This is a genomic window from Streptomyces rimosus subsp. rimosus, assembly GCF_000720725.1.
Classification (GTDB): domain Bacteria; phylum Actinomycetota; class Actinomycetes; order Streptomycetales; family Streptomycetaceae; genus Streptomyces; species Streptomyces rimosus_A.
In genome coordinates, this window is the sequence record NZ_JOCQ01000031.1 from 43,761 (window position 1) to 57,471 (window position 13,711).

Below are 13,711 nucleotides of genomic sequence, written 5' to 3' on the forward strand. Positions count from 1 at the left end.
CGCGGCAGGTCAGCCGTGGATCGCGGCGGCGATGCGCTGCTTGACCGCCCGGTACTCCGCCTGAAGTTCCAGCCGGTACCCGCCCGCGCCGGGCCGGACGGGCAGGTCGCGCGTGGTCAGCAGTGTCCAGCCCGAGCCGCGGTCGATGAGCGAGCGGTGCTTGACGGAGTAGTAGCCGGCGGGCCCGTGGTCCACCGCGACGCCCGCGGCGCCGGCCGCCGCGGCGACGAGGTGCGGGTGGAAGCGCGAGGTGATCCACACCTGCCCCGGGGCCGCCGGGAAGCCCTCCGTGAGCAGGGACCCGGCGGTGTAGCGACGGGCCGCGGGCCAGCGCCGGGCCGCCTCGGCGAACACCTCGTGGTCGTCGCCCGGATCGCATTCGACGATCCCGAGGCCGTCCTCCCGGACTCCCCACGACTCGACGGTCCTGTGCATGAAGTCCAGCAGCTCGATGCTCTGCGCGCAGACCATCACGCCCGGCACGTCGCCGTCCCGGTACAGGTGCTCGCCCAGGTCCAGGAAGAGATCGTCACCGGTGCAGCTGACGTCGTCCCGGCCGAGGCTCGCCGCGGACACCTCGTCCCGTACGTCGAGTACGGAGAAGGGCTCCACGGCGCGCCGCAGCGCCGCCCCCTCGTCGCTGAAGGCCGGCCACAGCCCGAGGCCGGTGAGCGCGGCCCGGCTGCCCGTACGGCGGGCGGCGGCGCCGGCGCCGGCGAGCAGCCCGAGATGGCCGGGGCACAGGCCGTTGACATAGCCGCCGCCGAGCAGGTGCACCACGTCGGCGCCGAGCAGCGTGCGCAGCCCGGGGTCGTCGGATGCCCGCGGGGCGAGGACCGCGTCGGCCACCCGCGAGACCGCCTCGTCGGGGCCGGGCCGGCCCGGCGCCCGCGACAGCCGCCACAGGGTGTCGGTGAACCGCACCCGGGGGTGCAGCGTTCCCAGAACCTCCCGTGCCCGCCGCGGTCCGACGCAGTCGAGGACCACCTCGTCCCGGGGCGCGGTACGGGCCAGGTGGCGCAGCCAGCCCGCGGCGATCACCTCGTCGCCGTAGTTCGGTATCCCCGCCGCGGCGATCAGGTAGTGGACCGCGCCCATGGTCGGCTCCTTCCGGTCGGCGGACTCCTCCGCCGGTGAGGGTGTGCGTTCGGTTCGGTGGTGGCACCGCCGCCGGGCGGTGCGGCCCGGCGGCGCCGGTGTCACCCGCGGATGCGGTCCAGCAGCCGGCCCGCGAACTCGGCCGGGGACGGTGCCTGCGCGATCTGGTCGCGGAGTGTGTCCAGCGCCGTGCGGTGGTGCCCGTCCGCGAGCAGTTCGGCGAGCGCCTGCGCGGCCGTGTCGGGGCGCCGGCCCGCACCGGTGAGCGTGATGCCCGCGCCGCCCGCGGCGACCCCGTGGCCGGTCTCGGAGTAGACCGGCGACTGCGGGAGCACGAGCTGCGGCACCCCGCAGTGCACGGCGGTCATCGCGGTGCCCGCGCCGCCGTGGTGCACCACCGCGTCGCACAGCGGCAGCAGGAGGTGGAAGGGCACCGACTCCACGACCTTCATCCGGTCCGGCAGTTCGGGCAGCAGGTGCCGCTGTCCCGGGCCGATCGCGAGGATGACCTCCGCGTCGACGCCGTCGGTCATGGCGGCCATGTCGCCGATGGCGCGGGTGACGGTCTCGCCGCTGGACCTGCTCAGCGCGATGCCGCTGGTGAAGCAGATCCGCGGCCTGCGCCGGCCGTCGGCGGGCCCCGGGAGGCCCCGCGGTACGGCCCCGGGACCGTTGTAGGGCACGTAGCCGATGGGGAGCCGGTCGACTTCGACGGTGTCGCCGAGCCGCATGCCGGGCGGTGTCGGGTCGATCAGGGTGCGGGTGGCGGGCCGCGGCGTGGCGCCGTACGACGCGAACAGCTCCAGGTAGCCGGGGAGATACGCCGTGCCGCGCCGGTCGGCGAGCTCGGTGCCGATGACCGTGCCGACCTCCCAGCCGTGGGCGACACTCGGCACTCCGAGGACGGCCGCGAGCACCGGCCCGGCGAAGGAGAGCGGATCGTGCACGACGATGTCGGGCCGCCACCGGGTGGCGAATTCCACGAGGTCGCCGAGCATGGCGTCGGCCACCACGAGCTGCCGGGTGGTGGCCGCGCGCAGCGTACGGGCCTGGGCGTCGCTCAGCACCTCGGGCCGGGACGCCCAGCCGGCCGCCCAGTCGCTGTCGTACCACGCCTTGAAGTCCTCGCGCCGCCCGGCCGACTTCAGGTCGACCGGGTGTCCGACGGGCACCGCGGGCAGGCCCGCATGGGTGATCGCCTGCTCGCACGAGGGGGGCGCCGCGACGCGTACGTCGTGGCCGGCGCTCCGCAGGGCCCAGGCCAGCGGCACCATCGGGAAGAGGTGCCCGGGCGCGGCCCAGGTGACGAAGAGCACGCGGGCACGCCCCGACGGGGCCGCGGTGCCGCGTGCCCGCCGAGTCGCCGATCCGGATACTGCCTGTGCAAACTCCATGCCGGGATCCTGTTCCGCGCCGCTCGAACGCCGCTGCACTTCCGGTCGGCCGGGGTTCACCAGACGGCGTGCAGCGCGCTGATCAGCGTGCGTGCCTGCATGTTCAAGTAGTAGCTGTGCCGCAGGAGTTGGCTCACCTGGGCCAGGGAGACCCAGATGAAGTCGTCGGGCACACGGGTGTCGAACTCCTCACCCGCCTCGATCACCAGGTAGCGGTTCTCCGCCCGGTAGAAGCGGGCGCCTTCCTCGGAGATGACGGTGTCGTAGCGGATGCGTCCGGGCGGTGCGGCGAGCACGTCGTCGAGGTAGCGCGGGCGCTCTCCGGGCGGTACGTCGCGGTAGTTGGAGGGCGTGCACTGGACGGTCGGGCACAGTTCGGCGACGTCGATGAGGCCGGCCTCGGTGCGGGCGTGCAGCAGCAGGTGCAGGACACCGTCGATGACCTTGGTGACCAGCGCGGACACGCCGCCCGGCGCGGGTGTCAGGAGCGGCTGGGTCCAGTGCGCCACCTCGCGGTTGTGCGCCCACACCTCGGTGCCGATGATTTCGAAGTACCTGCCGTCCGGCCGCCGCAGCGCGTCCTCGCCGGCCTCCCAGCCGCCGACCTCGTTGAGCCCGATGGTCTGCTGCCCGACCTGGTAGCGGGCCTTGAGCTCGGTGATGCCGCTGATCACCTCGTGGATGCCGTGCACCGTACGGGCGGCCGGGGACAGCGACCGGAGCAGCGCGGCGCCGTACGCGTCCCGTGCGCGGCTCTCCGGTATCCGCAGCGGCGGCAGGCAGGAGAGCACGGAGCACGCCTCCATGGTGACGAGGTTGTTCCGCGAGAGCAGCCGGCGCAGCTGCCCCAGCGTCAGCCAGCGGAAGTCCTCGTGCTCGGCGACCTCCCCGGCGGCCTCGACGACCATGTGCCGGTTGCGTTTGCGCAGGAACCACGAGCCGCGTTCCGACTGGAGGCTGTCGACGAGCACCCGGCCGCCGCGCGGGGCCGCGAAGTGCTCCGCGTGATGGGTGCCGCGGCCGCGGTGGACGCCGGTGAGGTTGCTGCGGGTGGCCTGCACGGTGGGCGCGAGGTGCACGGTGTTGACGTTGCCGGGCTCCATCTTCGCCTGCACCAGGAAGTGCGGTATCCCGTCGAAGGCCGCGGTCAGGAAGCCCAGTACGCCGATCTCCCGCTGGCTCATGACGGGCTGGTCCCAGGTGGCCCCGGGCTCCCGGCCGGTCCGTACGCGCAGCCCCTCGACGGCGAAGAAGTGCCCGCTGTCGTGCCGCAGGTCCCCGGTACCGGGCGCGAACCGCCAGCCGGACAGTTCCCTGAAGGGGACGCGGCGCACCGTGAAGCCGTTGCGGTGGCGCCGTTCGGCGAACCAGGTGTCGAAGGTGTCGTTGGGCGTGACCGGGCTGTCCACGGCGAGCGCCGACGCGGCGAAGGCCGCCGTCAGGTCCGCCTCGTCCTCGGGCAACGCTGCTCTCGTCATGGGCGAATTCCTCGGTGCGACAGGGCGACGGGTGACCAGGCGGGTGCGGTGGCCGGTGGCCTACCGCGCGACCGCGGCGGCCAGCTCTTCCAGGGCCGGCACGGCGTCGGCCGGCAGCGGCTGCGCCTCGATGTCGGCACGCAACTCGGCGGCCGCGGCGGCGTGGCGCGGGTCGTCGAGGAGGCGGGCGACCGCGTCCTTGACGGTCGCGGCGTCCGCCCGGTCCTGGTCGACCTGGAGGCCGGCGCCGACGGCCGCCAGCCGCTCGACGTTGAACCGCCCTTCCGGGATCTTGGTGATGCCCAGCTGGGGCACGCCGCGCGCGGCGGCCGTCAGCATCACTCCGGTCCCGCCGGTGTGGACGATGGCCGCGCAGCCGTCCGCCAGGACGCTCAGCGGCACCCAGCCGACCGGGCGGACGTTGTCCGGCAGGTCGCCGAGGTGGCGCAGGTGCTCCCGCTCGGTGGCGCCGACGGTCACCAGCACCTCGACGTCGAGTTCGGCGACGGCCCGGACGATCCGGCCGAACAGCTCGATGACGCCGACGCCCATCTTCTTCTGCTGCGACGTGCCCCAGGTGACGCAGACCCGCGGCCGGCGGCCCGGGGTGCGCAGCCACTCCGGCTCGGCACCGGGCCCGTTGTACGGGACGTAGCGGATCTGCCGGCGGCTGATCTCCCGCTGGCCGGGCCAGCGCAGGCTGGGCGGGCAGGGGTCGATCCACAGCGTCGGGTCGACACGCGGTGCCACGCCGAAGCGGTCGAAGAGCGAGAGGAACGCGGGGTTCGGCTCCGTGCCCGTACGGTCGGCGATCTCCAGGCGGAGGTGGCGCGCCATCCCGTACAGGTGGCAGACGCTGGGGACGCCCAGCACCTGCGCGGCGACGGGGCCGGCGAAGGTCACCGGGTCGTGGACGACGAGGTCCGGCCGCCAGCTCCGGCCGTAGTCGACGAGGCCGTCGGCCATCGCCTCCGCGACGGCGGCCTGCTTCAGCGCCAGCTGGTCGGTGACCCGCACCCAGGCGGCGTCCTCGGGTTCGCCGTCGTATGCCCGGCGGGGCACGAAGGCGTTCCGGGAGTACCAGGAGTCGGCGTCGATGTCGCGCCCGACGGTGACCGAGGGAATGCCGGTCCGCTCGACGGCGTCCGCCAGCGACGGCGTGCTCGCCACCCGTACCTCGTGGCCGGCCGCGATGGCCGACCACGCGGTCGGTACGAGCGGATAGAGGTGGGGTCGGGCGGCGTAGGTGGTGAACAAGATGCGCATCTGAACGGGCTCCCTCGCGTCCGGCTGCTGGCCGTACGACGCTAGGAACCCGGTCCGGAGAACCGCTGGAGCCCGTCTCGAACACCCCAGGGCCCGCAGGGAGCGTGGGGGAGGGGCCCTACAGCCAGCCGGCCTCCCGGGCGATGCGGATCGCGTCGACGCGGTTGCGGGCGTTGAGCTTGGTGACCACCGTGGTGAGGTAGTTGCGCACCGTACCGGCAGAGAGGTAGAGCTTCGCCGCGATCTGCGCGGGTTCCTCGCCGTCCGCGGCGAACCGGAGCACCTCCAGCTCGCGGTCGGTCAGCGGCGAATCCCCGGTGTCCAGCGCCGCCAGCGCCAGCTGCGGGTCGATCACCCGCTCTCCCGCCGCCACCTTCCGGATCGCGGCGCTGAGCTGCTCGGGCTCGGCGTCCTTGAGCAGGAACCCCGAGGCGTGGGCGGCGAGCGCGCGGCGCAGGTTGCCGGGGCGGCCGAGGCTGGTGAGGATCAGCGTGCGGCATTCCGGCACCGCGGCGGAGAGCGCCTGCGCCGCGGTGATGCCGTCGGTGCCCGGCAGGTCGATGTCGAGGATCGCGACGTCGGGCCGCAGCGACTGCGCCGCGGGCACGATCTCCGCGCCGGAGGACAGCTCGGCGACGATCTCCATGTCCTCTTCGAGCTCCAGCAGCGCCACCAGGGCCCGGCGCAGCATGTGCATGTCTTCCGCTATGAGAATCCGGATCACATGTCCCCCGTTGTGCGAGTTCCGGCCGTGCGGCGCGCGTGACGTGTCGCACGGACGGTCGGATTTTGGCCGTGATCCGATTATCACCCCGCCGGGCGTGCGGGCGACGAGGGGCCGCCCCGCCGTTCGGCTACCGCCCGTCCCGGTGGCTCAGCAGGTCCACGACCTCACCGAGGAAGCCCTCGTCGAGCATGGTGCCCACCGCGGTGTCGCCGCCGCTCTCCAGACCGGCGTCCTGGCAGGCCACGCTGATCAGATAGCTGTCGGGCAGCCAGAAGGTGCCGAACGACCACTCGCCCTCGCCGACCTCGCGGCCGTCCGGGGTGCGCAGGGTGGTGCCGTCGGGGCCGAAGCCGAACTGGCTGAAACCCATCCGCATGCCCTGGCCGAGCGCCTTGGTGTACGCCTCCTTGAGGGTCCAGATCCGCAGCAGCTCCCGCTCCCGCTCCGGCTCCGGCAGCGCGGTGAGGTGCCTGCGCTCGGTGGGCGTGCACAACTGCCGCTCGACCGAGGCATAGCGCACGCGCCGGCTCGCCACCTCGGTGTCGACCCCGATCCGCCCGCGTCTGTTGAGCCCCACGACCATCAGGTCCTTGGTGTGGCTCAGGCTCACGTCCACCTGGTCGCAGCCGCGCAGATACGGGCGCCCGCCGGGCTTGTAGGCCAGCTCGACGCTGTCCGGCGGTACATGCAGGGCGGCTCCGGCCGCGTACCGCACCATCAGCCGGGACGCGGCGAACCGCGACCGGGCCTCCGGGTCGGTCAGCCCGCTGAACCGCTGCCAGTCGCGGCTGCCCAGCAGGTTGCGCAGCTCGGGGTCGGCGAGCGCGGCCGGCAGCCACTGCTGCCAGTAGCCGTGCACCACCGCGTGCCCTCGCCAGCTGACCGACTGCCGCACCTTGCTCCACGGCCCGTCGATGCCGGGCATCAGGATCGGCTCCGCCACGGTCGTACGGGCCGGCTCCCACGTGCCGGGTTCCGCCTGCCGTGCCGTCCCACCGGTCATGGTCCGCCTCCTTCCTCCGCGAGCGGTGCCGCGTAGAGGTCGTAGGAGATCCCCGCACGGAATCGCCCGACCGCCTCGCGCAGCACCGCGTCCACACAAGCCTCCGGCGGCCCGGGCAGGGCGAGGCCCAGCCGGCCGCCGAGGCGTGACAGCGCGAGCACCGCCCAGGCCGGGTCGGCCAGGAAGGTGTCCGCACCGCTTTGCCGTTCCCACACCGCCAGCACCGCGCCGGCCGCCGAGAGCAGCGCGTGCCGGTCGGCCAGGGCGCACATCTCGGGGCTGGAGAGCGCCGCCCGGTCACCGGCGGCCGGCTCCCGGCACCGGTCGTGCAGCTTCCACAGCTCGCCGGTGAACGCCTGCGCCAGCGTCTTCAGCGCGAAGCCGTGCTCACCGAGGTCCCGGCGGTCGCCGATCCGGCGTGCCGTGGCGGTCAGGGCGGCGGCGAGGAAGTCGTCGCCGCCTGCCAGGCCGAGTCCGCCCAGGTCGAGCGGCGGCAGCGGCGCGCCGGGGCGGAAGACCGCGTCGGGCGGTTCGGCGGCGCGGAACCACGACCGCCTGGCGAGCAGCGGCAACTGCGGTATCACCACGGCCTGGCAGGCGGCGGTGCCCGCATGGCCGAGCCCCGCGGCCGGCAGGTCGCGCAGCAGCTTCGACAGCGCGCCGCGCTCGTCGTCGCCGGGGCTGCCGTCCCGGCGGTAGCCGGTGGCGCCCAGCACGGTGGCCAGCTCCTCCAGGTCGTCGCGGAGCAGGTCGGGCACCAGGTACTTGGTCCCGGCCGCCGCCAGATGGGCTCCCTCCGGTACGAGGTGGAGCGAGCGCAGCGCGGCGGTCGCCATCGCGTCGCAGGCCAGCAGGTCGGCGAAGACCCCGGCGAGCAGCGGACGGTGCCGTCCCCCGATTCCGCCGCCGCGCCCGGCGAGCGCGGCCCGTACCGCGGTGCGCAGCACCGTGTCGACGGAGGCGATGACGGCGGCGGGGATCAGCGAGCGGTTCAGCTGGAAGGTGCGCAGGGCCAGGCGTACGCCGTCGCCGGGCGCGCCGACGAGCGCGCCGTCCGGAATCCGGCAGTCCTCGAACGCGTAACCGCCGAAATAGCAGCCCCGCATTCCGTTGGTCGCTTTGCGCGGCAGCATGAGCAGCCGCCCGGGCGGCAGTTGGCCGGGCTCCAGCACCAGCACCGAGTGGGTGCCGGTACCGGGCCGCCCGGCCGGGTCGTCGCGCGCGTACACCACCATGGCGTCGGCACGGTGCGCGTTGATCACCATGTCCTTGCTGCCGGTGAGCCGGTGGCCGCCGTCCCGGTGCGAGGCGGTGACCTCGCCGGCGAGCAGGCCGCTGCCGTGTGCCAGCGAGCGGTGGACGATGGTCGCCCGGCCGCCGCCGCGCAGCAGCCGGGCCATCGACCGCTGCTGTTCGGGGCTGCCCGAGACCCATACCGCGGAGGCCGCGAAGAGCGAGGTGATGCCGTGCCCGAAGCCGAGCGCGATGTCCCGCCGGAAGACCGGCCGCAGGAAGCGCGCCAGGGTGTCCGCCCGCACCAGCCGCCCGCCGAGCGCGGCCGGTACCAGCTCGGCGCCGAACCCCTCCGCGTCGAGCAGTTCCCCGGCCGCGCCGAGGAGTTCGTGCCGTTCGTCGGCGGCGAGCAGAGCCCGGAAGCCCAGCGGGTTGGCAGGATCGGCGGGGTCGCCGAAACGGCGCTCCAGGCGTGCCACGCGGTCGTCTACGGATTCCTCCACCAGGGCTTGCCCGGTGCTCGTGGGTGCTGGCATCCCTCAACTTCCGGGTCGGCTGTCCAGATCGCACATGGGTGGAGTCCATCCATGACGTGCCTGGTCAGTCTGTGCCCCCGGCCTTGACGCTGCCTGGAGCGTCAGCTCACTCCGCCACCCGCACCACCCGCACGCCCTCCGCCCCCAGGATCTCCTCCTCACAGAACTTCTCCCGGGGCAGCTCCCCCCGCCCCAGCAGCTCCGCCTGGTCCGCGTGGTGGGGAGACGTCCGGTCCGTGGACTGGGAGTAGGCGAGGAGGGAGCGGGTGGTGGGGCAGGGGGTGGAGTTGAAGGAGACGAGCTGGATGAAGCTGGAGCCGTGGACGATGGGCTGGTCGCCGGAGGAGGCCGGGTCGGTGACGATCAGGTTCAGTACGCCCAGCGGCTCGTCCGCCCCGGGCGTGGGGACGCGTGTGGGAGCGGGGACGCGCTGAGCGGCGGGGGCGTCCTTGGAGACGTACTGACGGGTGCCGACTGGCGCGTCCAGGGGCACCTCCGCCGCGCGCAACTCCTGGATCGCGTCGCCCAGGGCGTTGCGTACCTCGGGCAGGTCGGTGTTGAGGGTGTGGGGTGTCGTCACCGGGTGGTCGGGGTCGAAGGGAGTGCGCCAGAGGGCGTCTTCGTCGGCGGTCAGGATGATGCGGGTCCAGAGGGTGGCGAAGAGGAGGGCGCCGGGGCTGTGGGCCGTGAAGCGCTGGTTCCAGGAGGCGAGCACCTTGCAGGCCGTTCCGACGGGGACGGTGCCGCCGGCCGAGGTGGGGGCCTCGCCGCCGGGTAGGGCGGTGCAGAGGCGGGCGATGGCGGGGGCGGCGAGTTCGGCGGTCAGACTCCGGTTGTTCGTGAGGAGGGATTGCAGGGTGTGGGGTGAGATGCGGCCTTCGGTACGGAACGCTTCCTGTACTGCGGTGATGCCCATGCGGGTGCGCATCGTGCGTTCGGTGCCGATGGGGCCGACGATGCGCGGGAACGAGGTCAGCGGGGTGGCGGGGTTGGTCAGCCAGGCGCTGTCGTTGGAGTTCGCCACGTAGTCGGTGCGCAGCAGATGGGGGAGGCGGGAGGCGCCGAGGAGGCCGGGGTGGGGGGCGTCCGGGTCCTTGCCCCAGGCGCAGGAGGAGCGTGCGCCGTCCAGTGTGGCGAGGCCGGTGTTCCGGAAGGCCGCGTGGTCGGTGGCGCAGCGTGCCGCCAGGGCGTCGGTGATGTGCGGGACGGCCTGGTAACCGGCGAAGAGGACGGTGCCGTGCCGGTCCGTGGCGACGGTGTTGACCCACGGGAGGCCCAGGCTGCCGGCCAGCGCCTCGGACACGGCTCGGGCACTGCGGGCGTGGTCCAGGTCGAACCAGGTGTTCAGGCCGCGGAAGTTGCCGGTGTTGGCGTCGCGTACCGCGTAGGCCGTGGTGGTGTCCCAGGGGAGGGGCTTCTCGGCGGTCCCCAGGGTGACCGGGCCGTAGCGGGTGGTCCACAGGGTGCGGTGGGTGCGGGAAGTGCTGCCGTCGGGGTGGGTGACCTGGACGGTGACCCGTCGGCTCTTCATGCGTTCCGGGCGGCCGTCGACCAGGTAGGTCGTCGGCGAGCCGGGCTGGAGGCGCAGGCGGTAGAGGCCGTACGTGGTGGCCGTGGAGACCGTATGGCTCCAGGCGGCGTCCGCGGTGTGGCCGATCTGTACCAGCGGTACGCCCAGCAGGCTTCCTCCGGAGACGTTCATCTTGCCGCGTACCGTCAACTGGACCTGCCAGAAGCGCTCGGCGCCCTGCCAGGGGTAGTGCGGGTTGGCCAGCAGCAGGCCCCGGCCGTTGGCGGAGCCCGCCGAGCCGAGGGCGATGGCGTTGCTGCCGAGTGCGGGGCGCGGCTTCGCGGACGCGTGCGGGGACGTGCCGGAGGGTGCGCCGGGGGAGTCGGGGCGGGCCGTGGCGATGCCGCTGATCATCGTGCCCTGGCCGCTGACGGTCGCCAGCGCGTGGTAGTGCCGGTAGAAGTCGAGTTCGGAGATGGGCCGTACCCAGGCCGCGCCCCGGCAGACGGGGTCGGAGATCCGGGCGGCTCCTCCGGTGTCGCGCAGGTAGCGGTTGTAGCCGGCCACGTAGCCGCGGACCATCTCGCGTACTTCGGCGCGGGGGCCGGACGGTGACCGCAGGGCCCGCTCGACGGTGCGGGAGTCGTTGACCTGCTGGTAGTAGAGGTCGCTGTCCAGGTTGGTGCGGGCCGTGGCGAACGTCGGGTCGGCGGGGCCCTGCTGGGGCGCGGCCTGCGGCTCCAGATAGCGCGAGCGCTGCGCGCCGACGGTCAGGTAGACCGAGGCCAGGACGCAGAGGTTGTCCTTGGCCTGGGCGTATCCGTAGCCGTAGCCGACGCCCCGGTAGGTGTCGGAGATGATGTGCGGCACGCCGTACGCGGTGTAGCGGATGTCGGCCGCGGTGCCGGGACGCTCCGCCCCCGGAGGGGCGGACCCGGTCAGGGTGAGGGCAAGGGTGAGGACGGCGGCGAGGGCCGTGATCGATAACTTGCCGGGGTTACGGGGCGATGACCCGGCGGGCGTGCGGCGCGGCGTCCCGTGGCCGGAGGCCGGTGACGCCTCCGGCACAGGGAGGCGCCGCGCGCCCTTCTCACGTCGAAGCCGCGATAAGCGCACGGTACTTGTCCTCGGTCTCCAGAAGCGTGGTGTGGTGGCCGGCCGCGTGCACCCGGCCGTCCTCCATCATGATCACTTGGGTGGCCTGGAGGGCGATCGGCATCCGGTGGGTCACCGCGATGACGATCTTGTCCTTGGCGTGCACGGCCAGCGAGTCGAGCAGGGTGCGCTCGTTGTGCGGGTCCAGCTGCGAGGTCGCCTCGTCCAGCAGCAGTACCTCGCTGTCGCGCAGCAGGGCCCGGACGACCGCCAGCCGCTGCCGCTGCCCGCCGGAGATGTGCACACCGCGCTCGCCGACCTCGGTGTCCAGGCCGTCGGGCAGGCTGCGGACCCACTCCATCAGGCCCACCGAGTCGAGGATCTTCTCCAGCCGTACGGGGTCCACGTCGTCCACCCCGTACGAGGCGGCGTCCCGGACGGTCGCGCCGAGCAGCGGCGCCTCCTGCTGGACGTAGGAGACCCGCCCGCGCAGCTCGGCGAGTTCGAGTTCGCGGATGTCCGTGCCGTTCAGCAGGACCCGTCCGCCGCTCGGCTCGACGAACCGCTCGATCAGGCTGAGGACGGTGGTCTTGCCGGTGCCCGACGGCCCCACCAGCACGGTGATGCCCTTGGGCGCGTCGATGGTGACGCCGCGCAGCACCTCGCGGTTCGGATAGCCGAACGTGACGTCGTCCAGGCGCAGTCCGGGCACCGGCCGCCCGTCGGCCGGGGCCGCGGCGCGGGGGGCGGTGGCCTCCGGCGGGAGCTGGAGCAGTTCGTCCACCCGGCGCGCGGCGGCCAGGCCCTCGGAGAGGCGGCCGGCCGAGGCGACCAGCGAGCCGATGGGCTCCTGGATGTAGACGACGTAGAGCAGGATGGCCACGAGGTCGCCCATGGACAGCGCGCCCGCGCTGACCCGGATCGCCCCGATGCCGAGAACCAGCAGGAAGGTCACTTCGACCGAGCCGAGCGCGGCGGTTTCGGCCACCGCCTCCGTGCGCGCGGCCTTGACCCCGGCGCGGTAGGAGCCCGCGGCCTCCTTGCCGAAGGCGGCGGCCTCGGCCTTCTCGGTGCGGGACGCCTTGACCGTACGGAAGGCCAGCAGGACGCGCTGGAGGACGCCGGTCATCGCGCCGAGGTAGTTCTGCGCGTGCTCGGACTGCACGGTGACCCGCTGGAACGCCCAGCTCTCCACCGCGGTGGCCACGGTGAGCATGACGATCACGAGGACGGCCAGCAGCGGGTCGATGACCAGCATCAGGACGACCGTGATCACGATGGTGAACGGGACGATCAGCAGCTCGATCGTGCTGCGGATGATGGTCTGCTGGAGCAGCGTGGTGTCGGCGCCCACGCGGGAGAGCATGTCGCCGGTCGACGCGCCCTCGACCTCCGGGACGCGCGCCCCGAAGATCCGCCGGGCGAGGTCGTTGCGTACCCGCAGCACGAAGCTCTGGCCGACGCGCCCGTGGACGTACACCCCCACGTAGTTGAGCGCCATGCCGACCACGGCGATCACCGCGAGGGCGGTCACCGGGCCCCACAGGCCGCCGTTCTCCCGGACGCCTTCGACGACGCTGCTGGCGACCAAGGGCTGGACCAACGCCGTCCCGTGCGCCGCGAGTTGCAGGACGAAGACGCCGACCAGCACCCAGCGGAACGGATTGAGGAGGCTCACCAGCACCTGTAGTGACGATCTCGATCGATCTTCGGCCGACCTGCCCACGACTTACTCCTGCCGTTCCGGTGCGCCTGCCGGCGGGACACCACGTCTTATTCAGCCGTTCAATTCGGCGAAGGCGCGCATTCATCGGACTGTCACCGCAGTTATCCGTCTGCGTTCAGCATGTCGACGCGGCTGTATTTCGTGCCCCCGTGGATCCCGAGCATCACAGAGAGTGGCCCGGCGTCGCAACCACGCCACTGGATCTTTGTTGTGACCTGGATCACTGCGCACTGTGAACGTCCTGAAATAGGCTTCCGGTGACCACACGCGGGCCGCAATTGCTGCGGGCCCGCAGCGCACTGCTTTAGCTGCACTTTGCCTGACCAGCGGTGCGCGCTTACGCTGCCTGCGGCATGGGGGAAGCCTGGCTGCGGCGTTCTTGTTTGGGGGTTTCGAGGCATGTGTCCGGGATGGTGCCATCCTGTCGCCGCCGCTACCGAGGGTCGCGTCGCCGCAGTCAGACGTTGAGTCCCGCAGTCGGACGTTGATACGGACTGCCCGGCTTTGGTTTTCCTTTTAAGTACCAGATGGTTTGCCGGGCGTTCTCGTTCTCTTTTCATCCCGGTGCACTGCGCACCCGGTTCCGCGCGTAATGCCGATTTTCGCGTGCGCTTTTCCAGAAAAGAGCGCGCGCAAGGGGGAAGT

9 protein-coding genes are annotated in these 13,711 nt (G+C 72.9%); all 9 read right to left on the reverse strand.

Annotated features, from left to right (window positions below; genetic code table 11):
* Positions 1–9: 9 nt before the first annotated feature.
* Positions 10–1,098, reverse strand: coding sequence for a polysaccharide pyruvyl transferase family protein (locus IH45_RS0117930; RefSeq protein WP_030668744.1), 1,089 nt, complete (start codon positions 1,096–1,098; stop codon positions 10–12).
* 101 nt (positions 1,099–1,199) lie between these two features.
* Positions 1,200–2,414 (reverse strand): nucleotide disphospho-sugar-binding domain-containing protein, encoded by a 1,215-nt coding sequence (locus IH45_RS0117935; RefSeq protein WP_050514944.1) that lies wholly within the window; start codon positions 2,412–2,414, stop codon positions 1,200–1,202.
* A 134-nt stretch (positions 2,415–2,548) separates the two neighbouring features.
* Positions 2,549–3,970: an NDP-hexose 2,3-dehydratase family protein gene (locus IH45_RS0117940; RefSeq protein WP_030668750.1), complete on the reverse strand. Its 1,422-nt coding sequence runs from the start codon at positions 3,968–3,970 to the stop codon at positions 2,549–2,551.
* Positions 3,971–4,030: 60 nt separating this feature from the next.
* Positions 4,031–5,236, reverse strand: coding sequence for a nucleotide disphospho-sugar-binding domain-containing protein (locus tag IH45_RS0117945; RefSeq protein WP_030668754.1), 1,206 nt, complete (start codon positions 5,234–5,236; stop codon positions 4,031–4,033).
* 118 nt (positions 5,237–5,354) lie between these two features.
* A complete protein-coding gene (locus tag IH45_RS0117950; RefSeq protein WP_030668756.1) occupies positions 5,355–5,960 on the reverse strand; it encodes a response regulator transcription factor in 606 nt (201 codons plus the stop codon).
* A gap of 130 nt (positions 5,961–6,090) precedes the next feature.
* Entirely contained in the window at positions 6,091–6,966 is an 876-nt protein-coding gene (locus tag IH45_RS0117955; RefSeq protein WP_050514945.1) for a 4'-phosphopantetheinyl transferase family protein, read from the reverse strand.
* Entirely contained in the window at positions 6,963–8,735 is a 1,773-nt protein-coding gene (locus IH45_RS0117960; protein ID WP_030668761.1) for an acyl-CoA dehydrogenase, read from the reverse strand. Before IH45_RS0117960 ends, IH45_RS0117955 begins: the two co-directional genes overlap by 4 nt.
* Positions 8,736–8,841: 106 nt before the next feature.
* Entirely contained in the window at positions 8,842–11,361 is a 2,520-nt protein-coding gene (locus IH45_RS0117965) for a penicillin acylase family protein (protein WP_199810682.1), read from the reverse strand.
* Positions 11,336–13,024, reverse strand: coding sequence for an ABC transporter ATP-binding protein (locus tag IH45_RS0117970; protein ID WP_030668767.1), 1,689 nt, complete (start codon positions 13,022–13,024; stop codon positions 11,336–11,338). The genes IH45_RS0117965 and IH45_RS0117970 overlap by 26 nt, the downstream gene beginning before the upstream one ends.
* Positions 13,025–13,711 lie beyond the last annotated feature (687 nt).

Excerpts from the sequence above, each read along its gene's own strand:
- IH45_RS0117930 (WP_030668744.1), bottom strand. The coding sequence starts at position 1,098 with ATGGGCGCGGTCCACTACCTGATCGCCGCGGCGGGGATACCGAACTAC.
- IH45_RS0117940 (WP_030668750.1), bottom strand. The coding sequence starts at position 3,970 with ATGACGAGAGCAGCGTTGCCCGAGGACGAGGCGGACCTGACGGCGGCC.
- IH45_RS0117945 (WP_030668754.1), bottom strand. The coding sequence starts at position 5,236 with ATGCGCATCTTGTTCACCACCTACGCCGCCCGACCCCACCTCTATCCG.
- IH45_RS0117955 (WP_050514945.1), bottom strand. The coding sequence starts at position 6,966 with ATGACCGGTGGGACGGCACGGCAGGCGGAACCCGGCACGTGGGAGCCG.
- IH45_RS0117960 (WP_030668761.1), bottom strand. The coding sequence starts at position 8,735 with ATGCCAGCACCCACGAGCACCGGGCAAGCCCTGGTGGAGGAATCCGTA.